Below are 20,217 nucleotides of genomic sequence, written 5' to 3' on the forward strand. Positions count from 1 at the left end.
AAAGACATGACGGCCTACACCGGCTTCGTCGACAACTCGACGATGCTCGCCCATTACAAGATGCTCGAAACGATCCGGGACGTCTGTCTGGCCGAGGGTTGGACCATTCTCCGCTACGACACGGCCATCACGAACCGGGAGCTGCTGATGATGGCGCCCGGACTATCGGGCACCGAGCAGATCTTCTGCGGCGTCTACTGCTACCAGGACAGCAACGCGGACTACTACAACCTGGCGGTGGCGACCATGAAGGGCTATGTCGCCGCTAACTCGTTCCTGACCCAGCCGGGTATCTCGCCCGTGCTCGGTGTGCCCGCCCACAACCAGCGCATCGATTACTGGCTCTCGGTGAACGGTCAGCGTCTGAATGTGGCGATGAAGGTCGGCACGCCGGTGTACGAATCCTTCGGGATCGGCAAGTTCTTTCCCTACGCATCGCCAGGCCAATATCCGCAACCGCTATTCGCAGCTGGAATGCTGACCAGCGCCTCCGCCACGCGCTACTCCGAAACGACCCACACGATGCCGTGGAAAGGTAATCGCAACAACCTGCGGATGCATTTCAACGACGGCACCTGGAAAGCGCCGCTCGCTACGCCCTGGGGCCAAACGACGATGGCCAACGCCTGCCGGCCGGCAGAAACCACCTACGCGCTCTACCCGGTGATGCTCTACGACTCAGGAAACATTTACGGCGCGCTGGACGGGATCTTCCACATCACCGGCTTCGACAACGTCGTCGAGAACACGCTCGTCATCGACGGTAAGAACTATGTGGTTATCCAGGACGTTGGCCGCACGTCCTTTGGCGACTACATCGCACTGGAGCTCTCCTGATGCCCTACGTCACTGGGCTGGCCAACAGCGCCAGCGATCTGCTTAATGCTGTAGTCACTGCCGGAACCGACAATGGTTGGTCCTGGGACGCCAGCAACAGCATGCTTTACAAAGGGGACATCTATGGCCGCCTCACCGTCAGCGGCTTGAACCTCTTGGTACAGGCGGCGCTCGGCTACTCCGGCGCCACGCTGATCACGCCAGCGGCAAAGATGGTCGGAATCACCAACCGGCTGGGTCAAGCCGGTAATACGCTGCTGAGTTATCCGGTGACGTACCACATCTTCGTCCACACGGCGCCGGACGACATCATCGTGGCCGTGAACTATCAGGTGATGTGGTGGCAATGGCTGTCGCTTGGCCAAGCCCGCAGCTTTGGTGTGCTCGGCAACGCCATCTGGCACTGGGGTACTGCGACGTCTGATATCAGTACCGGTGCGGGCGTGGCGATCGACTCCAATGGCAGCACCGGCAGCGGTGGCGGCAACACCTCTGGCGCACCTTTCTGGCAGTCCAACGACACCACAGGCGTCCAGAACAGTTCGATCTACCTGAACTTCAACGGTCACGGCTGGTGGAACAACCCCGTGGGCGTCTCCACGGCGAATCCGAACAACGCGCGCGCCACCATTGCAGTACCAACGTTGCTGCTGACCCAGCCCAATAACTGGAACGGCGAAGCTGTGCTTACGCGCATCCACATCATGGCGTTGCAGCCCTCTAGTTTCTGGTCGCACGTCGCGGAACTGCCGCATCTACGGATGACGCGCAACGACAACATCGACGACGGGCAGATCCTCACGCTTGGGTCCGAGCGCTGGTTCATCGCACCTGTGTATCGCAAGAACACCGCGAGTCGCGCCGCATCGCCATACAACGGCGCGAATCACTCCGGGACCATCGCGATGGCTGTGCGCTACGACGGTCCCTGATCTTCCCGTTTTACCTCAACCGAGAGTTATGACATGCCGGTCTTGACAGGCATGGTGCTCGATCGCGCCCAGGCTGGCTCACTGAACCCGCTCCTGAGCATCGACGGGTATCAGGTTGCCGCCATCTATCCGTACACCGCCAGCGATTCGCCAAGGGCGGAGAATGGAGCGCGAAGCTACGCAACCAACATCACGGTTCCTGCGCAGCGGGCGCTGACCGGCATCCAGGTACCGAGCTACTTCGAGGATTACTACTTCCGGGTGCATTTGCTGCCCGGGCGCATCGACCTCGGCAGTCTGGCCTCGGAGCAGAGCCGCACGATCGAGGTCTGGAACGCACGGCTGACCCCGAACACCTTAGCGTCCCTGACCGCCACCGGCGCAGAAGGCATGACGCTGATCGGGCCGGCACCCGCGCCCACTGTGTTTGCCGCCAATGAATCGCGGCTCTATACGCTCGCGGTCACGCCGAATGGTCCGCCAACCGTGAACGCGACGTTTCTGTTCGCATTCGCTTTCGACGATGCCGCTTTGCTCGCAACCGGACGCCGTATCGTCGGATGGATCTTTGCGCCGAACTGGGTGCAACCGGTCATCGAGCGGCTGGAATGGCTCACGGATGTGATGGAGTCCCATGCCGGATTCGAGCAGCGCGTGCGCTTGCGTGCTGGTGCAAGGCGCAGCCTTGAGTACAGCGCCTTGGTCGGCTCCGACACCGAACGGGTGAAGATGGAAAACCTGCTGCTGTCATGGCAGGCGCGCGTCTTTGGCCTACCGCTCTGGACCGACGTCGCGCTGGCGGCAGAACCGATCCCAGCCGGCTCGACGTCCATTGCCGTGACGACCACGAATCGGGACTTTGCCGTGGGTGGTTTGGTTGGACTGGTTCTGGGCATGGAGTCGGAGTTTGCCGAGATCACGGCGGTCCTGCCAACGTCACTGACGATCAAGAGCCCGCTGGACTCTACCTGGCCGGTCGGTACCAAAATCCTGCCTGTGCGGCCCGCCCGAGTTCAGAACGACCTTGGACTGACCTACCTGAGCGATGCCATCGGCCAAGCCACGCTGCGCTTCCAGTTTGAGGACGAGTGGTTGCTTCCAGCAGCCACAGAGACATTGGACTACCGGGGCTACCCCGTCTTGCTCACCGCCACCAACTGGACCGAGGACGTCGATACAGACTACGCCCGCAAGCTGAATGAACTGGATTTTCTGACGGGCCGACGCGTCATCGACGATCTTTCCGGTGTTGGCACGGTTCGCCGGACGCATCGGTGGCTGATCACTGGGCGTGCCGCGATCACTGCGTTCCGCTCATGGCTGGCCGCCCGCGCCGGCAGGCTGACGGCATTCTGGATGCCCAGCTTTCAATCCGACTTAAAGGTGGTGAGCCCGATCGGGGCCTTTGATTCGGCCATCACGGTGGAGAACCGCGCCTACGCCGCCAATGTGCCAGCCGCCATCGGGCGGCGCGACATCCTGATCGCCACGACATCCGGCAGTCGCTACTACCGGCGCATCACCGGTGCCACGGCGCTTTCGCCAAGCACTGAGAGCATCGCCATCGACAGCGTGGTGGGCGCGGCGCTACTTCCCGAACAGATCCGCTATGTGTCGTTCATGAAGCTGGTGCGCTTGGACAGCGATGCCATCGAGATCGCCCATCAGACAGACGACACGGCGGAGGTATCGATCTCCGTCAGAAGCATTCGGGATGACACATGACCTACGCCAGCAGAGAAGTATCCACGGACGCCAGCAGTCCGGTCGAACTGTACGAGTTTCGCCGTGGCGGTTCTACGTGGCGCTATACGAGCGGCGCGCAGGACGCGAGCTACGCCACCTATGCCTATGTGGCCGTGCCGATGAAGCGCGGCAGCATCGAGCAGACCGGCGAGATCGGGAGGTCCGGCCTGCGGATCACGCTGGCTCGTGATGTCGAGATTGCTCAGGCATTCATCGCAACACCGCCATCGGAGGTGACCTTGCTCACCATCTATCGCCAGCACCGGAATGATCCAGAAACCGTCGCGGTGTGGATGGGACGCGTCTTGAACGTCGAATGGCGCGGTTCCGAGGTCGAGCTCAACTGTGAGCCGGTCTACACCAGCCTGCAGCGCACCGGCTTGCGCCGCCTCTACCAACGCAATTGCCCGCATGTGCTCTACGGCACGTCTTGCCAGGCCAGTGCGGTGATCTATCGCGTGCCAGGCACCGTGGTGTCCGTCGCCGGAGTCTTGCTGAGCGTGCCGTCTGCGGCCGGATACGCCACGGGTCATTTCGCTGGCGGTTTTGCCACTTGGGCGGCCAACGGCATCACCGAGAAACGAATGATCGTTGCCCACAACCTGGACGTCATCACACTGTCGGCCGTGCCGCCCGGACTCGCCGTGGGCGACACGATCTACCTGTATCCCGGTTGCGACCGGACTCTCGCGACCTGTGCGGCCAAGTTTGGCAACAGCGCCAATTTCGGCGGCTTCCCATTCATCCCGACGAAGAACCCCTTCGGCGGCAGCCCCATTTACTGAGTAGACGGTATGCCCTGGGCACAAATCATCGTCTGGATCGTCACCGCACTGATCCAGTACGCGCTCCAGCCAAAACCGCCGCAACCCCAGGCTGCTGAACTCAAAGACTTCGATGCGCCGACTGCCGATGAGGGCCGCCCGGTGCCCGTCGTGTTCGGCACTGTGCTGGTGAAGAGCGCCAACGTGGTGTGGTACGGCGATCTGCGCACCACACCAATTAAATCGAAAGGTGGAAAGAAATGACCGACATCCTGGTGACCCACGGCGACATGCGCAGCCTGGGTTACTGCAATCGCGGCGCGCGGGAGTGGTTCGCGCGGCACCAGCTCGACTGGAGCCAGTTCATCGACCAGGGACTGCCTGCGCCCCTGCTGCTGGCGACCGGGGACAGCATGGCCGAAGACGTGGTCGCCGCTGCCCGCGAACGCATGAGCTGCGAGGTGAACGATGGGCGGTAGCAGCAAGTCGCAGACGGTCGGCTACCGCTACTACCTGGGGATGCATCTGGCGATCTGTCACGGGCCGGTCGATGCCATCACCGAGATCCAGGTCGGCGAGCGCCAGGCATGGAGCGGCAACCTCACCGCCAGCGGCCGGATCACGGTGAACATGCCCGAGCTGTTCGGTGGCGAAAAGCGCGAAGGCGGCATTTCCGGCGCCATCGATGCCGCGTTCGGCCAAGCGTCGCAGACGCCGAATGATTACCTCGTGTCGAAGATCGGCTCCCCTCAACCCGCGTATCGCGGTGTGCTCAGCCTGATCCTGCGCCAGCTCTACATCGCCGCCAACAATCCTTACATTAAGCCGTGGGCCGTCCGCGTCAAACGCTGCTTCCGCGACTGGTACTCAGCAAAGGCGGAGATCAACGGCGCGGCCAACCCAGCGCACATCGTCTACGAATGCCTGACGAATGCCGCCTGGGGCATGGGATATCCAACGGCCAGCATCGACGATGCCTCGTTTCGTGCGGCGGCTGATGTGCTGTCCAACGAAGGCTTCGGGCTCAACATGATCTGGCTGCAGCAGAGCAAGATCGAGCAGTTCGTCAAAGAGGTGATGGACCATATCGGCGGTGTGCTCACGACGTCACCGTCTACGGGACGCTTCGTCCTGAAGCTGGTGCGGGCGGACTACACCGTAGCGACGCTCCCCATCCTGAACCCGGACAACGTCATCGAGCTTGAGAGCTTTCAGCGCGCTGCTTGGGGTGAGACGACCAACGAGATAGTGCTCATCTACACCAAGCCGGACACGTTCAAGGAGACCAGCATCGCGGTCCAGGACCTGGCCAATATCCAGGCTCAGGGCGCCGTGGTGTCGCAAACTCGGCGCTACCCCGGCATCACCTCGGACAACCTCGCCGCCCGCGTCGCGATGCGCGATCTGGCATCCGTGTCCACACCGCTCGCCAAGGTGCGGCTCAAGGTGAACCGCAAGGCCTGGAATTTGTACCCGGGCGATGTCTTCAAGCTGGAGTGGCCTGCGCTCGGGATCGCCGGTCTGGTGATGCGGATTGCCGGCGTCGATGGCGGGTCACTCACCAACGGCGCCATCAGCATCGACGCTGTCGAGGATGTGTTCGGCCTGCCGTCAGCGGTCTACACCGCATCCCAGCCCACCGGCTGGACCGACCCGGTGCCAGCGCCATCCGCGACCACACCACGGCGTCTGGTCGAAGCGCCGTACTGGGACGTGGCCCGCGCACTCTCTGCATCGGAGCTCGCCTACCTCGATGCCACCGACTGTTTCCTGCAGACCCTGGGCGGCCGCCCCGCGCCAGGGGCGCTGAACTACGACCTGTACAGCAAGACGAACTCGGCCACGACCTACAACCAGCGCGGCCAAGGCGAGTTCTGCCCCACGGCAGTTCTCGCCACCAGCCTTGCGCAAGAGGTAACGAGCACGACAACCTACAGCGGCGAACTCGACATCGATCTGGTCGCAACCGGGAGCTATGCCTACATCAACGACGAGGTCGTCCTGGTCACGGCCATCAATACGACCACGCAGAGCCTGACCCTGACCCGTGGCGTCATGGATACCGTGCCAACCAGCCACGCAGCCGGCAGCCGGATCTGGTTCGCCGATGGCGCGCAGGGCGTCGATCCGACCGAGTACGCCGCTGGCGAAACGGTCAACGCGCGACTACTCACCGTGACCGGAAAAGGCACGCTGGCGCTGGCATCGGCGCCAACCGATTCCCTGGCCATGAACCGCCGGCAAAACCGGCCGTACCCGCCCGGCAATGTGAAGATCAACAACGTTGCCTACCCGGCGATTGCCAAGGGTGACCTGGTCATCTCCTGGGCGCACCGGGATCGGCTGAGCCAGACGGTGAGCCTGGTGCCCCAGACCAACGGCAACATCGGCCCTGAAGCCAGCGTGACGTACACGCTGCGCATCTACGGGGAAGCGGGCAGCCTGCGCCGCACCTACTCCGGCCTGACCGGCGCCAGCCAGACCTACACCTTGGCCGACGACACCGCTGATTCCGGCCTTGGCCGACCCAACGCTGCGCTGCGCATCGAGCTCGAATCCAACCGCTCGGGCGTGATCAGCCTGCAGAAGCACTCGATCGCCTTCGAGCGTGCCGGCTACGGACTTCACTATGACAAGTACTACGGAGGCATCTGATGCCCGCAATCACTGACCCGAACCTGGGACTCAACTACGGCTGGACGCTCGGCGAAAGCGGCTGGGGCGCCGGCATGGATGCCAACCTGAAGCGGCTGGGCGCTGTCGTCAGCCTGTCGGTCAAAGACCGCGATCTGGCCACACCACCCGCCAGCCCGGTTAACGGCGACCGTTACCTCATTCCCGCTGGCGCAACCGGCGTCTGGAGCGGCAAGACCGATCAGATCGCGGCGCGCATCGCGGGCGTCTGGGAATACTTCATCCCTAAAGTCGGTTGGCTCTGCTTCATCGAGGACGAGGCAGTGCTCTCGGCCTACAAGGCCACCGGCTGGAGTCCCGGCATCGCCATCTGATCGCTTTCCCCTGAACCCCGAAAACCCGCCCGATTGGCGGGTTTTGCATTTCTGGAGCCCGCCCTATGACTGACCCACAAAAACCCGCACTGGTCGACAACATGCTCCTCCTGCGCAAGGAGGACTTCGAAGACCTTCTGGATCGCGCCGCCGAACGCGGCGCCAAACGTGCCCTGGCCGATGTTGGCTTGGACGGTGACGACGCCGCCCACGACATCCGCGAACTGCGCGGCCTGCTCGATGCCTTCAACACCGCCAAGCACACCGCGTGGCAGACCGTCATCAAGATGCTCACCACCGGATTCCTGCTGGCGTTGGTGGCGGGCGCCCTCATCAAGTTCAAGGTGTTCGGAGGTGGCCAATGATCGAGACCCTTCTTGGTGGCCTGCTCGGCGGCGCCTTTCGCCTGGCACCTGAGCTTCTGAAGTGGCTCGACCGCAAGGGAGAACGCGGCCACGAACTGTCGATGCAGGACAAGGCGCTCGAATTCGAGAAGCTACGCGGCGCGCAGCGCATGCACGAAATCGGCGCCGGTGCCGATGCAGCGTGGAACGTGGGCGCCATCGAGACGCTGCGCGAGGCTGTCCGCACACAGGGCGAAAAAACCGGTGTGCGCTGGGCCGATGCGTTGTCGAGCAGCGTGCGCCCAGTCATTACCTATTGGTTCATGGCGCTGTACTGCGCAGCCAAAACGGCCGCCTTCGTTGCCGCTATTGAAGGCGGTGCCGACTGGGGTGTTGCCATCCTCCACGCATGGACCGAAGCCGACCAAGCGCTGTGGGCCGGTGTGCTGAACTTCTGGTTCATCGGGCGCGTGTTCGACCGGGTGAGGCCATGAGCCAGATTCCCCAGGCAGCTATCGCCCTGGCGAAGCGCTTCGAGGGGTTCCATCGAATTCCGAGGTCAGATCCGCTGCGCCGGGCCCATCCCTATATCTGCCCGGCTGGCTACTGGACGATCGGCTACGGCCGTTTGTGCAAGCCAGACCATCCACCGATCAACGAGGAAGAGGGCGAGATGTACCTGCGTCAGGACCTGCGCACAGCACTCACCGCCACGCTTCGCTACTGCCCGGTGCTGGCCGCCGAGCCAGAGGGACGAATCGCGGCCATCGTTGACTTCACCTTCAACCTCGGCGCGGGGCGGTTACAGACATCGACCCTGAGGCGACGGGTCAATCAGCGGGACTGGCATGCTGCGGGCAAGGAGCTGCGGCGATGGATCTATGGCGGCGGCAAGATTCTTCCTGGCCTCGTTGCCCGACGAGAGGCAGAGGTCATGCTCCTCATCGCCGAACCGAAGACTGCAATCTAGCTACGAAGAACCGCAGCTGCTGCCCCTACCACGTCATGGGTTGTTCCAGCATCCAGGGCTTCGCGAGTCGAAGAACTTCACCTCTGTGTCAGGCAAGGACCGGCCAGCAGCCTTCAGAACCTGGTGGCAGAACGCTTGCTGATCTCCATCTGGCTGACCAGTGAACACGGAGACCGCCATTCGCTTCGGTGGATTCGCTGAGATGGCATTGAGCACATGCTGGTCCCGTTCGTCAAAGCTCCAGCCATAAACGACCAAACTCTCCCCGATCGCTGGCAGGACTTCCTCGTACACGTTCGTCAGGTAGTGACTCCGGCGAATCGCGGCGACTTTCTCCTTGCTGGTTCCTTCGCTAACAAACACTGGCACGTAGTGCCCGGACGACCACTTTCGGGTGATCGCTTCGAGCAAATCGCCCGTCGCGCCAGTGGATGCCGCGATCTTTGTCTCGTCACCAATGTAGTCGCGAGCCACGGAAAGACTGCCGTGCGGGTAGAACACCAGCGTTGCTCCGGCAGCGTGCCCATATGGCCTCCGCAGGTACTCCCAGTCCGTCTGAAATTCACCGTGATGGAAGGCATCCTTGAACCAGCTACCGTTTGCTGCATTGAACAGCAGCATGGCCCAGTACAGGGTGAGGTCGTAGTTCAGGCTGACGACAGTCGGGAACGCGCTCGCGAATGTACCGACCCGTTGTAAGTCGGCGGCGACATCGGCATGTATCGGATGCACGCTGTGCACCGCTTCGATCAGCGCTGTTCGCACTTCCGCATATGCCGCAGAGATGTCGGCAGATGGAGTCCCCAAGGCAACGTTGACGTGCTCGGCATACCAGCATGCAAGCAGAACATGCTCGAAGTCGGTCGTCCCGAGCTTGGCGAATATTGGCGCGGTGGTTGCGAGCAACCCTTTTGCATCAGCCACGCTGTGGAGTGTTGGGTATGCAAACTCCTTGTGGATGGCGATGCTGGCGCCGTTACCCAGAAGGAGGGAAATCCAACCTTCCGCGCTGATGTTTGCCCAAGTGTCGATCGCGATTCCGTCCATGTTCTTTCACGCGCCCGTCTTCATCGCGTGGTCTGGCACGCAGAGTCGCAGCAGCTGCGCTCGGATGTCGGCAGGAGTTGCCGTCAAATCCACAGTGGCAAACCGAATGGCGTGCCCCTGGATCAGCACTGTCTCGTCGACCATCTGACCGATCGCTGGATGCAACAACAGTCCGCTCGCGTGATCTGCAAGCGCATCGCCGCACCCAACCTGGGAACGCAGATAGGCATAGATCTGGTACACGTATCCGCTGTGCAGGGTTTCCTCACGGTACCAACCGCTTGTCACAATCGAGGTGAACTTGGTATCGATGACGATCCGCTGACCGGTTGACGGGTGGTCGAGCACGACATCAGTTCGCATCGTCGGCAGGATCTTGTCGATCCCCGCCGTCTTCTGCTCGATCTGCCAGCCCATCGTCCCGCCGCACTGCACCCGCCAGCCCTGTGGGCTCAATACGACCTCGTAGAAGCCGCCCACTGCTCGCTCGAACAAACGGCGTACCCAAGTCGCTTCTCGGTCCGGCAGAGAGAGCACATTCGTACCCGACGCCTCCGTAGGTAGCACTAGATCGAACGCCAGCTTTGCGGCCGCCACCATGAACCGGTCGTCCGCATCGTTACGGCTAAAACGATCGGTGCTCATTTGGGCACGGGTCGGTGCGTCGCCCGATACACCCATTGACTTCATTCCACCAGCAAGCGCGCGGCACCGATGGGCAACGTCCTTCCTCTGAACGATCCTGGAGATGGACTCCAAGGCTGCTCGGACGAAACGATTGCGTGGTGTGTCGATGGTAAGTTCGTCGAACCGGCACGCCACCAGGCCTCTATCCATCAACTGATGGCGTTCGGTGGTCAAGACGTCGATCCGGCCACGCACGCGATTGATTACTGCGTCGCGAGATCGATAGCCGAGACTCAAGCGGCGACGTTGTCGCACTTCAACCGCATGGGCAAGAATCTCGGCGACGAGGTCTGGCAGATCGTCCGGGCTGTCTTCCAAACCGACTTTGCCGATCCCGCGAGTGCGGAACAGGTCAGAGGCGTAGAGCATCAGCAGCCAGAGGTTGCGCACCGGAATGCGTCCGATGAAGCCCTCAGCGCTTATGGATGCATTTTTCACCTGTTCTGCGACGGCGGTCATCACCAGCCCTGCGTCAGCCGTGTAACCGCCTTTTGTGCTTCGTCGGGCGCGTCGAACCAGTATTCATCCAGCAACGGCCCGATCTCCGTCTCCACGACCTGCTGGAACCACTTCTTCGTGTCTCCCGCCTCCAGTCGATGTGCGGGTGTCACATAGCTGTGACCAATCCGGAATTGCTTGCCAAGGCGCGCGTCCGCCGCGATCTGGTCGTTCAGCTCAGCGATACGCCGCTCGATATCCGCGACCAAACCCGGATCGACAGCACACTCCTTGACCACCCACTCCCGCCAAACCTGGCCCAGTCTTGGCTCCAGCCCAACGAAAGCAAAGCGGCGACGCAATGCCAGATCGACCAGTGCAAGTGATCGGTCGGCGATATTCATGGTGCCGACCACATAGAGATTCTCGGGAATATGGACGGGACGTCGTTTGCCGTCTGCATCTGGATAGCAGAGTTCCAGCGCTTCATTGGGTGTCCGCTTGCCGGCCTCAAGCAGCGTCAGCAACTCGCCGAAGATCTGCGCCGGGTTTCCACGGTTGATCTCCTCGATCACCACGACAAACTTCGACGAAGGGTCCTTCGATGCGGCCTTGATGGCTTCCATGAAGACACCGTCCGCCAGCGACAACTTGCCTTCGCCAGTGGGGCGCCACCCTCGAACAAAGTCCTCGTAGGACAGGTTAGGGTGGAACTGCACTGCACGGACCTTGCTATCGTCCTTCTGCCCCATTAGCGCGAACGCGAGCCGTTTGGCTAGCCAGGTCTTGCCCGTGCCCGGAGGCCCCTGAAGGATGAGGTTCTTTTTTGTGCGCAGACGATCGAGCAAGCGGTCAATCTCGGCCCGCTCCAGGAAACAGCCGTCCTTGAGGATGTCCTCCACCGAGTAGGGAACGATTGGCGCTGCCACCTGAAAGGCTTCGCGAACTTCACCTTCAGTTTCCTGTTCTGCTCCGGCATTGGTACCGATGTCGCCAGTCGGCACAGGCTCGTCAACCGGGTCTTTGTACATCCAGGACGCAAGCGATAAGTCCGGAAAACTGTGGACAGGGTAGCCGTCTTCGCCGAAGCGCGACCGCAAATCATCCAGCAGCTTCAGATAGGCCGGACCATCACATGGACCTTGCTGACCACTGATGGCGACATTCAGTCCGAGCCGCTTGTTGATGTAGTGGCGCGACTGGCTATCCAGGGTCAGGAATTCCCACGGATGCGCCCAGTAGAGACCTGTCGAAAGGTTCCATGCGACACCCCACACTTGGGTTGCCTCGTCATAAGCCCGGATGAAGGCATCGCGAGTGTCCAATTGGTCGCCATCGACCATCTTGCTCGCGGCAACGAATACCTTCCATAGCGCGTCGATGTCGCCCGCACCACGCTTGTCGGCATAGGCGAAAAACCAGGAACGTTGGTTGTTGAGAACGGGAATGCCTTCGAATGAAGGCGGGACCGGCACCGTCACACCCAGCAACTTAGCGAGTTCGCCCGCGATGGTCTTGCGGTTGGCATCGGTCATGGACCGGTTAAAGGTGCCCATCGTGGTGAATGGGCAAATGTCACGCAACGGACCACTGGTTCCATCGGGAAACTTATCCTGGAGATAGGTCAGCCCCGGCACCCGGGACGCGATCTCGTGGATGCCCTCGATGAGCGGAGTTCGATCGTCTGCGTGGGTCAGCAGCTTTTCGGCCACTGCCTCGTAGAAGTCCGTCCACTCGAAACGCTGTTTTTCTGGCGAAGTCGTGCCGTACCGCTCCCGCCAAAAGGGCTCGTTGCGAAAGCGATCCACATCCTGCGGCTTGCCGTCAAACGCGAATGCGATCAGCGCATCGTTCATCCATTCGCCGGGAAGCACGCGCCAGATCGTTGCTCGGTGAGTGTAGAAGTACCACTCCCGTACCGGCTCGACCCTGGCCCAGTCCACCTTCACCCGCTTCCCGTCGTTCAGGTTTTCGGTGATCGTGCCGACCGCCTTGATGCCCATAACCGAAACCGCTCGGCCTCGGCCATCGAAGGGCAGACCGTGCTTTCGCGTGTAAGACGACTTGATGGCAATCCGCTCGCCCGGGCGCATGGAGCGCACCACATCGAGGAGCTTGTCGTCGTAGCCGTTCTCCCAAATGCCTTCTGCGAGAAATCGTGGCATCTGATCATCAGTGCCGCCGTAACTGGCGCCGACGAACCAGGTTGCATGCGGTGCACTATCTATCGTCTGAGTGGTCATCCTCCGCCCCCTTTAGTAATACTGCCGGATGTAGCTGTAGGCCTTCTCGAACAGCTCTTCATCCGCATGCAGCTTGTATTTGAAGAGGGCCTTGCGCAGGGCCTTCTTGACCTCGCGTTCGCCGGCCTGCGTGCCTTGCCAGCCCGGGAAACGAACGAGGCGCACGATCTCGTCGATGTCCGCCACGACGCGTTCGACCATGATCGGCGTCTCGGCGGTCTTCACCTCGTTGAACAGTTCGGTCAGCGCCGCCTTGCCGCGATCCTCGTCCTCTTCAGGCGGGACCTCCTTCTCGGCTTGTAGCGTCTCCTTGGCGATCTCCAGCAACTGCTTCAGAAACTCGACGCTGTTGATCTGACCGGACTCGAAGCGGTCCTTCAGCGCATCGAGTCGTTCGGAAAGTTTCTTGAACTTGGGGTTGCCGCCATGCCCACGAAGCCTGCGCTTGAGCTTGATCTCGATCTCCTTGGCCTTCTTCGGATCGGGATTCGAGAGCACGGCTTCCAGCAGGTCGGCGTCCAGCACCAAGGTGTCGAGGTCATCCCGCACCGCGTCGACGTGCACGTTCTGGTGGATCAGCTCGATGGTCTTGGCTCCCAGCGAATGCCAGATCAGCTTGCCGTGGCCACTGGAGGGTTGCACCGACTGGTACACCTGCGACAACCACTTGTAGTCCTTCTCGAAGGGACCCAGAACAGTGTCGGGTGACAGGGCCTCCCAGATCTTGTTGAGCACGCTGTACTCAGCAGCAAAGTCGTCTCTTACCTCGTTATTGGGCAGACATTGCTGCGCGGCGATCAGGCCCTCGTAGCCTTGCACGCTGCGGTCGCAGCCGGCAAAGAAGGCCAGGCATTTCTGCATGGCTTCGGGCAGCTTGTCCTTCAGCTCCTGAATGTTGCTCACCACCTGCTTGACGCTCTGGTCGTCAAATTCCAGTGCCGCCGCCACGTCGTCGAAAATGCCGAGGTAGTCCACGATCAAGCCGTGGGTCTTCTGCTCGGAGTAGGTGCGGTTCACTCGGCAGATGGCCTGCAGCAGCGTGTGGTCGCGCAGCGGCTTGTCCAGGTACATGGCCTGCAAGATCGGCGCATCGAAGCCGGTCAGCAGCTTGGCCGTGACGATGATCAGCTTCAGTGGATCGGCCGGGTCGCGGAAGCGATCGAGCAGCCGTTCTTCCTCATCGCGTGAACGGTCATAGGCCGCGTACTCTGGATGCTCTTTCTTGTCGGACGCCTGCACCGACATCACGATGTCCGTGGCTTCGGGCGGCAGCAGCTTGTCCAGCTCGGCCTTGAACAGCAGGCAGGATTCCCGGTCGAAGGTGACGATCTGTCCCTTGAAGCCGTTAGGCTCCACCTTGGTCTGGAAATGCTCGACGATGTCTTCGCACACCTTGCGGATGCGCTCGGGCGTCTTCACCAGCACGGCCATCTTGGCGGCGGTCTTGGCGAGGTTGTCCTTGTCCAGATCAGACAGGCCGCCGGTCAAGTCCTTGTAGGCGGCGTCCAGCGCGGCCTTGTCGATGTGCAGGTCGATCAGGCGCGGCTCGAAGTGCAGCTTCAGTGTGGCACCGTCGCGGATTGACTCCTCGAAGCCGTACCGGCTCATGTAGCCCTTCTCGTCTTCGTCGGCGCCGAAGGCGTAGAAGGTGTTGCGGTCGGCACGGTTGATCGGCGTGCCGGTCAAGCCGAACAGAAACGCATTGGGCAGAGCCTCACGCATCTTGCGGCCCAGATCACCTTCCTGGGTGCGGTGCGCTTCGTCCACCAGAGCGATGATGTTGCTACGGTCGTTCAGGCTGCCAGTGGCCTCGCCGAACTTGAAGATCGTCGTAATGATGATCTTGCGCACGTCCTGCGCCAGTAGCTGCTGCAGCTTTTCGCGGGTGTCGGCCTTCTCCAGGTTCGGAATGTCCGCCCCGGTGAAGGTTCCGGTGATCTGGGTGTCCAGATCGATCCGGTCCACCACGATCAATACCGTGGGGTTCTTCAGGCCGGCATGCATGCGCAGCTTCTGCGCGGCGAAGACCATCAGCAGCGACTTGCCCGAGCCCTGGAAGTGCCAGATCAGGCCCTTCCTGGGGTAACCCGCCAGCACGCGTTCGACGATTTTGTTCGCCGCCTCGTACTGCTGATAGCGGCAGATGATCTTGATGCGCTGCTTCTTCTTGTTGGTGGCGAACAGGGTGAAGCTGCCTAGAATATCCAGTAACACATGCGGGCGCAGCATGCTCTCGGCCGACAGCTTGAGCGATTTCAGCGGATGATGCTGGCCATCATCGCCTGCGCCATCCAGATGCCACGGGCCCCAGTCCTTGACCGGCAGCCCGATGGAGCCGTAGTGGTAGGCCTTGCCCTCGGTGGCGACCGAGAACACGTTACAAACGAACAGCTCTGGCACGAACTTCTCATAGTCGTCGTGCACCTGCACCGCGCCATCCACCCAGCTGATGCACTTCTTGACCGGCGTCTTGGCCTCAATCAGCACCAACGGCAGTCCGTTAACCAAGAGCACCAGATCGGCGCGGCGCTCGGTGGGGCCTGCGCGGTAGATGAACTGCTGGGTGACGATGTACTGGTTCTGCGCCAGATCATCCAGGTCGATCAGCCGCACCGGCACATGCTCGTTGTTCGGGCCGAAGGGCATCGAGCGCTCACCACGCATCCAGGCGGTCATTTCCTCGTTGGCGCGGATCAGCCCATCCGAGCGCACCGACAGCACGATGGCGCGCAGCTTGTAGAGCACCTCGTCGGCGCGGTCGGGTTGGGCAGCAATCTCCGGGTTCAGGCGGATCAGCGCATCGCGCAGCCAGGTCTCGACCAGCACTTCCTGAATCTGGCGCGGCACCTCAGCAGGAGCGGCGTAGCGCCAGCCGATGCCTTTGGGGCTCGGGCCGTAGCTGGCTTGAGGCTCTTGAGCGGTGTTGACCGGGACAGCCTTGATTGGACCGGCGAGCAGATCGCGGACGTAGGCTTCGACAGTATTTGATTCGTTGAAAGAACTCACCTTGCGTCCCCCGTGATCTCCGCGAACAACTGCTTCTTCATCACCTCTGAAGAAGTACGCCGTTCCATCGCTGCCTTTCCCGCACACTTTGCTTTCGCTATCTCATCCAGCAACTGTTGTTGCACATCCAGTGGCGGCAGCGGCAGACGGACCCGGAGTAAATTGCTGGCGTTCACGTTTGCCTGGCTCACGGCTTTAGTCGCATAAGCGAGTACCTGTCGGCGCCCAAAATCAGAATTCAGGTAAAGCGTGAGGAACTTAGGTTCCAGCTTGTCAGGGACAGTCTTGAGCCGCACAAGGTACGAAGCAAAGACGTGATCGCCCTTGAGTTCGTACACCCCTGTTCGGCCAACCAGCTCATAGCTGTTTGTCCGGTTGAAAAGCACATCGCCGTCGACCAGCCTATAGGTTTCGAAGTCTTTCTCGCTGAGGTCTACATACTTAATGTCATTTTCGACGCAGAGGCCATCTTCGATATTCATCATGCGCAGCATCGGATACTGACCGTCCGATCCGGCGTTGATTGAGAGGCCATACTGGGTCCCCTGGACGACTGAGCCAAGGTCGACAACTGGCCATTCTCGACTCAGTACGTCAGCAAGTAATGCGCGAACAAGCTGGTCGGCAAATCCGCCAACCTCCTGATGCAACTCACTGGTTCGTTCGACTGCTCGAAGCAGATCAACAAGCCGTTTCTGTTCGTTTATAGGAGCAAGGGGAAGCTCAAAGTCCGCCAAACTTGTCCAGTTCGTGCGAGGACTTAACGATCCCGCCGATGTACCTACGGCGTGATCGAAAAAGGCGTCGGTCTGGCAAATGAAGGGCAGCAACTCCGGCAGCAAGACCTGCGCATCCTTGGTCTCCAGCACGTAGATATCGCCAGAGCAGACGCCGGAGAAGTCCGCCACAGCCACCTTGCGCTGGTATGCGCGGCGCTTGCCGAACAGCACCTGCCCAGGTTGAAACACGCTGGTGAAGGTCACGCCGTCAGCGACGTTGCCCCAATTGCGGATGCGCAAGTCACCGGGCTCGAGATGTTCCAGGCCGACGTAGCGTTCAATGCCGTCGGCCAGCGGATCTTGGCTGCGCGCTTTCGAGAGGCGCACCACCTCGCCGAACTTCACCCGACGCCAGCCGGGCTTCAGGGTTTTATTGTTCTTGTCAGACACGCTCGATGTCCTCCGTAATCAGTCCATCCAGCGTTTCCACCAGCGCGTCCATCTGTTGCCAGAAGGGACGCCCATCGGCTTGCCATTGGTCCCAGGCCGAGCGCAGCGATACCGCGTCGCCATTGCTGTCGGTGGCGATGGCGGCGGCAATGCGCTTCACGTACAGCGGGATCGAGAGGTTGCCCGCATTGGCGCCGATTTCGTCCAGAGTGGCGACCTTGGCGAAACCAGGCGCATCCGCAAAGGTCTTGTAGGCGGTCAGGATGCGCTGTTGATGCTCGGGCTTCAGAAAGCTCTGCGCCCGTTCCCGGGTGACCTCGTTCACCGCGTCGATGAAGATCACCTTGCCCTTTCGAGCGGCGATCTTCTTGCGGTTGCAGATGACGATGCACGACTCCATCGGGGAGTTGTAGAACAGGTTGGGGCCCAAACCGATGACGGCCTCGACCCAGTCCTGCTCGACCATCTTGGCGCGCATGGACTGTTCTTCATTACGGAACAGCACGCCGTGTGGCCAGAGCACGGCACACCGCCCCTTGGCGGTGAGGCTGGTCAGGATGTGCTGCTGGAAGGCGTAATCGGCGCGACCTTGCGGCGGCGTGCCGAGAGAGTTTCGACCCCACTTGTCACTGCTCCAGGCCTCGCGATTCCACTGCTTGATGGAGTACGGCGGGTTGGCCAGGATCACGTCGAACTGGCGCAGGCGGTCGCCTTCGATGTGCTTGGGTTCGGCCAGGGTGTCGCCCCGGATGATCTCGAAGTCCTCCACGCCATGCAGGAACAGGTTCATGCGGGCGATGGATGAGGTGATGAGGTTGCGCTCCTGCCCATAGAGCTTGAGCGTGCGGTATTCGCCGCCGGAGCGTTTCACTTCATCCAGCGCCGAGATCAGCATGCCGCCGGTGCCGCAGGTGGGGTCGTAGATCGACTCGCCGGCCTGGGGGCTAAGCAGTTGCGTCATCAGGTGCACGACGGTGCGGTTGGTGTAGAACTCGGCGGCCGTATGGCCCGAGTCATCCGCGAACTTCTTGATCAGGTATTCGTAGGCGTTGCCCAGCTCGTCCTCTGGGACGTTGGCCACCGACAGCGTCTGGGTCGAGAAGTGCTCGATCAGGTTCTTCAGCGTTTCGTCGGGCAGGCGCTCCCGGTTGGTCCAGGGGGCATCGCCGAAGATGCCATCGAGCAGATCCGGGTTGGCCGTCTCGATCGAACGCATGGCCTTCTGAATGGCAGCGCCGACGTTTTTCGGGGTCTGTCGAACGTCATTCCAGTGCGCACCTTCGGGAATTTGGAAGCGGTGGTTCTCGGCGAACTGCGCGTAGGAGAGGTCGCCGTTCGAGTTGGCCAGCGCGACCTGGTATTCCTCCTCCCAAACATCCGACACGCGCTTGTAGAACAGCAGCGGGAAGATGAACTGCTTGTAGTCGCCCGCATCGATGAGGCCGCGCAGCAGCACGGCGGCACCCCAGAGGTAGCTTTCGAGTTCTTGTTGGCTGATGCGTTTGCTTGGGTGACTCATTTCAGCCATCCCCCTTCATTCATGACCTGCGCAAGCCGTTCTTCGGCCTCGCGGCAGCGGGTGAGCGCATCCTTGAATGCAGCGATGGCGTCGGGCAGCGGCGGGATGTCTTCTTGCAGTGGTGGTAAGACATAGCGCGAAATGTTCAGCGTCCAGTCCTCGGCTTTGATCTCGTCGAGGCTGACCACCCGGACCGCGTCCTGCACATCGGCAAAGCCGCGATACCAGCCGAGGATCTCGGCGGCGTGCTCGGGTTCCAGATAGTTCTGCGCGCGGCCCCGGCGGAACAAGCGTGACGCATCGGCGATCAGCACCTTCTTCTTGTGCTTGACCGGTTTCCGCTTGCGCAGCACCAGGATGCACGCAGCGAGGCCGGTGCCGTAGAACAGGTTGGCTGCCAGCCCGATCACAGCCTCGACCAGATCCATTTCCAGCAGCTTCTGGCGGATGCTGCCTTCCACCCCCTTGCGGAACAGGGCGCCCTGGGGCAGCACGACGGCCATTCGGCCAGTCACATCAGCCATCGACTTAACCATGTGCTGCACCCACGCGAAGTCACCGCTGGACGAGGGCGGCAGACCGGCAAAGTTGCGGCCGAAAGGATCGTTCAACCATAGGTCCTCGCCCCACTTTTCCAGCGAGAACGGCGGATTGGCGATTACGCAGTCGAACGTAGCCAGCCGATCGACCTCGAAGAAGGCCGGGTTGCGCAGCGTGTCGCCGCGCACCACCTGGAAGTCCTCGATGCCGTGGAGGAACAGGTTCATCCGCGCGATGGATGAGGTGGTGAGGTTCTTCTCTTGCCCGTACAGCTTGCCCCACAGCCGCTTCACGTCGCCGTGCATTTCTTTGACGTGCTGCACGGCTGCCAGCAACATGCCACCGGTACCGCAGGCCGGGTCGTAGATGGTCTCGGCTTCTTGGGGATCGAGCATGTCGATCATCAGCCGCACCACGCTGCGTGGGGTGTAGAACTCGCCGGCCTTCTTGTTGGTGGCGTCGGCAAACTTCTTGATCAGGTATTCGTAGGCGTCCCCGAGCAGGTCCGAATTGACGTTCTTGTTGCCAAACGGCAGCTTGGAGAAGTGCTCGATCAGGTCCTTGAGCAAGGCATCGGACAACCGTTCCTTGTTCGACCACTGGGCATCGCCGAACACGCCGTACAGGGTGTCGGGGTTGGCCTTCTCAATCTCGCGCATCGCGCGTTGTAGGGCGGTACCGACATTGCTGGCCTTGGTGCGAACGTCATTCCAGTGGCAGTCTTCCGGGATCTGGAAGCGGTGCGACTCGGGAAACCAGGCAAGCTGCTCGTCGCCGGTCTCATCAACGATCTCCTGGTACTCCTCGTCCCAGACGTCGCAGATGCGCTTGAAGAACAGCAGCGGGAAGATGTAGGTCTTAAAGTCAGCCGCATCCACCGGCCCGCGCAGGATATTGGCGGATTCCCAGAGGTGACCTTCGAGCTGGCTGAGGGTGATTTGTTGGTCGCTCAAACGCATGGCCCTTC

At 61.3% G+C, this 20,217-nt stretch carries 18 protein-coding genes; 11 read left to right on the forward strand and 7 right to left on the reverse strand.

The genetic code is table 11. The features are described from left to right. The first annotated feature begins 6 nt into the window (after positions 1-6). The 11 genes from HRU81_06085 to HRU81_06135 all read left to right on the forward strand — a co-directional run bounded on the left by HRU81_06085 (position 7) and on the right by HRU81_06135 (position 8,601). Positions 7-837 (forward strand): hypothetical protein, encoded by an 831-nt coding sequence (locus tag HRU81_06085; GenBank protein QOJ31700.1) that lies wholly within the window; start codon positions 7-9, stop codon positions 835-837. Beyond that, positions 837-1,769: a hypothetical protein gene (locus HRU81_06090; protein QOJ31701.1), complete on the forward strand. Its 933-nt coding sequence runs from the start codon at positions 837-839 to the stop codon at positions 1,767-1,769. Before HRU81_06085 ends, HRU81_06090 begins: the two co-directional genes overlap by 1 nt. A 33-nt stretch (positions 1,770-1,802) precedes the next feature. Beyond that, the gene (locus HRU81_06095) at positions 1,803-3,494 is read left to right on the forward strand and encodes a hypothetical protein (GenBank protein ID QOJ31702.1); all 1,692 of its coding nucleotides are present in this window, start codon (positions 1,803-1,805) and stop codon (positions 3,492-3,494) included. Beyond that, complete coding sequence (locus tag HRU81_06100) at positions 3,491-4,300, forward strand: phage BR0599 family protein (GenBank protein ID QOJ31703.1); 810 nt, start codon at positions 3,491-3,493, stop codon at positions 4,298-4,300. Before HRU81_06095 ends, HRU81_06100 begins: the two co-directional genes overlap by 4 nt. Positions 4,301-4,309: 9 nt before the next feature. Next, positions 4,310-4,543, forward strand: coding sequence for a hypothetical protein (locus tag HRU81_06105; GenBank protein ID QOJ31704.1), 234 nt, complete (start codon positions 4,310-4,312; stop codon positions 4,541-4,543). Next, positions 4,540-4,758: a hypothetical protein gene (locus HRU81_06110; protein ID QOJ31705.1), complete on the forward strand. Its 219-nt coding sequence runs from the start codon at positions 4,540-4,542 to the stop codon at positions 4,756-4,758. Before HRU81_06105 ends, HRU81_06110 begins: the two co-directional genes overlap by 4 nt. Beyond that, entirely contained in the window at positions 4,748-6,934 is a 2,187-nt protein-coding gene (locus HRU81_06115) for a hypothetical protein (protein QOJ31706.1), read from the forward strand. The genes HRU81_06110 and HRU81_06115 overlap by 11 nt, the downstream gene beginning before the upstream one ends. After that, a complete protein-coding gene (locus HRU81_06120; GenBank protein QOJ31707.1) occupies positions 6,934-7,287 on the forward strand; it encodes a DUF2793 domain-containing protein in 354 nt (117 codons plus the stop codon). Before HRU81_06115 ends, HRU81_06120 begins: the two co-directional genes overlap by 1 nt. 65 nt (positions 7,288-7,352) lie before the next feature. After that, entirely contained in the window at positions 7,353-7,652 is a 300-nt protein-coding gene (locus HRU81_06125; protein QOJ31708.1) for a hypothetical protein, read from the forward strand. Then, the gene (locus tag HRU81_06130) at positions 7,649-8,125 is read left to right on the forward strand and encodes a hypothetical protein (protein ID QOJ31709.1); all 477 of its coding nucleotides are present in this window, start codon (positions 7,649-7,651) and stop codon (positions 8,123-8,125) included. Before HRU81_06125 ends, HRU81_06130 begins: the two co-directional genes overlap by 4 nt. Then, entirely contained in the window at positions 8,122-8,601 is a 480-nt protein-coding gene (locus tag HRU81_06135; GenBank protein QOJ31710.1) for a lysozyme, read from the forward strand. Before HRU81_06130 ends, HRU81_06135 begins: the two co-directional genes overlap by 4 nt. 33 nt (positions 8,602-8,634) lie before the next feature. Here the strand turns inward: HRU81_06135 and HRU81_06140 are convergent, their stop codons facing one another. Genes HRU81_06140 through HRU81_06170 form a run of 7 tightly spaced genes read right to left on the reverse strand, consistent with a single transcriptional unit; the run spans position 8,635 to position 20,209 of the window. Continuing rightward, the gene (locus tag HRU81_06140; GenBank protein QOJ31711.1) at positions 8,635-9,648 is read right to left on the reverse strand and encodes a DUF4917 family protein; all 1,014 of its coding nucleotides are present in this window, start codon (positions 9,646-9,648) and stop codon (positions 8,635-8,637) included. Positions 9,649-9,654: 6 nt separating this feature from the next. Continuing rightward, positions 9,655-10,794 carry a 5-methylcytosine-specific restriction endonuclease system specificity protein McrC gene (gene mcrC / locus HRU81_06145; protein QOJ31712.1) on the reverse strand — a complete coding sequence of 380 codons (1,140 nt, stop codon included), beginning with the start codon at positions 10,792-10,794 and terminating at the stop codon, positions 9,655-9,657. Next, positions 10,794-13,016 (reverse strand): AAA family ATPase, encoded by a 2,223-nt coding sequence (locus HRU81_06150; protein QOJ31713.1) that lies wholly within the window; start codon positions 13,014-13,016, stop codon positions 10,794-10,796. Before HRU81_06150 ends, mcrC begins: the two co-directional genes overlap by 1 nt. 12 nt (positions 13,017-13,028) lie before the next feature. After that, positions 13,029-16,022: a type I restriction endonuclease subunit R gene (locus HRU81_06155; protein QOJ31714.1), complete on the reverse strand. Its 2,994-nt coding sequence runs from the start codon at positions 16,020-16,022 to the stop codon at positions 13,029-13,031. Then, positions 16,019-17,191 carry a restriction endonuclease subunit S gene (locus tag HRU81_06160; GenBank protein QOJ31715.1) on the reverse strand — a complete coding sequence of 391 codons (1,173 nt, stop codon included), beginning with the start codon at positions 17,189-17,191 and terminating at the stop codon, positions 16,019-16,021. Before HRU81_06160 ends, HRU81_06155 begins: the two co-directional genes overlap by 4 nt. Then, positions 17,184-18,710 (reverse strand): SAM-dependent DNA methyltransferase, encoded by a 1,527-nt coding sequence (locus tag HRU81_06165; protein ID QOJ31716.1) that lies wholly within the window; start codon positions 18,708-18,710, stop codon positions 17,184-17,186. Before HRU81_06165 ends, HRU81_06160 begins: the two co-directional genes overlap by 8 nt. After that, a complete protein-coding gene (locus tag HRU81_06170; protein ID QOJ31717.1) occupies positions 18,707-20,209 on the reverse strand; it encodes an SAM-dependent DNA methyltransferase in 1,503 nt (500 codons plus the stop codon). Before HRU81_06170 ends, HRU81_06165 begins: the two co-directional genes overlap by 4 nt. Positions 20,210-20,217: the final 8 nt, after the last annotated feature.

The sequence above is a fragment of the Gammaproteobacteria bacterium genome, assembly GCA_015709695.1.
Taxonomy (GTDB): Bacteria; Pseudomonadota; Gammaproteobacteria; order Steroidobacterales.

Coding starts and splice junctions, on each gene's coding strand:
- HRU81_06095 (QOJ31702.1), top strand. CDS start 1,803: ATGCCGGTCTTGACAGGCATGGTGCTCGATCGCGCCCAGGCTGGCTCA.
- HRU81_06130 (QOJ31709.1), top strand. CDS start 7,649: ATGATCGAGACCCTTCTTGGTGGCCTGCTCGGCGGCGCCTTTCGCCTG.
- HRU81_06150 (QOJ31713.1), bottom strand. CDS start 13,016: ATGACCACTCAGACGATAGATAGTGCACCGCATGCAACCTGGTTCGTC.
- HRU81_06105 (QOJ31704.1), top strand. CDS start 4,310: ATGCCCTGGGCACAAATCATCGTCTGGATCGTCACCGCACTGATCCAG.
- HRU81_06125 (QOJ31708.1), top strand. CDS start 7,353: ATGACTGACCCACAAAAACCCGCACTGGTCGACAACATGCTCCTCCTG.
- mcrC (QOJ31712.1), bottom strand. CDS start 10,794: ATGACCGCCGTCGCAGAACAGGTGAAAAATGCATCCATAAGCGCTGAG.
- HRU81_06100 (QOJ31703.1), top strand. CDS start 3,491: ATGACCTACGCCAGCAGAGAAGTATCCACGGACGCCAGCAGTCCGGTC.
- HRU81_06115 (QOJ31706.1), top strand. CDS start 4,748: ATGGGCGGTAGCAGCAAGTCGCAGACGGTCGGCTACCGCTACTACCTG.
- HRU81_06090 (QOJ31701.1), top strand. CDS start 837: ATGCCCTACGTCACTGGGCTGGCCAACAGCGCCAGCGATCTGCTTAAT.
- HRU81_06165 (QOJ31716.1), bottom strand. CDS start 18,710: ATGAGTCACCCAAGCAAACGCATCAGCCAACAAGAACTCGAAAGCTAC.
- HRU81_06135 (QOJ31710.1), top strand. CDS start 8,122: ATGAGCCAGATTCCCCAGGCAGCTATCGCCCTGGCGAAGCGCTTCGAG.
- HRU81_06170 (QOJ31717.1), bottom strand. CDS start 20,209: ATGCGTTTGAGCGACCAACAAATCACCCTCAGCCAGCTCGAAGGTCAC.
- HRU81_06085 (QOJ31700.1), top strand. CDS start 7: ATGACGGCCTACACCGGCTTCGTCGACAACTCGACGATGCTCGCCCAT.
- HRU81_06140 (QOJ31711.1), bottom strand. CDS start 9,648: ATGGACGGAATCGCGATCGACACTTGGGCAAACATCAGCGCGGAAGGT.
- HRU81_06110 (QOJ31705.1), top strand. CDS start 4,540: ATGACCGACATCCTGGTGACCCACGGCGACATGCGCAGCCTGGGTTAC.
- HRU81_06120 (QOJ31707.1), top strand. CDS start 6,934: ATGCCCGCAATCACTGACCCGAACCTGGGACTCAACTACGGCTGGACG.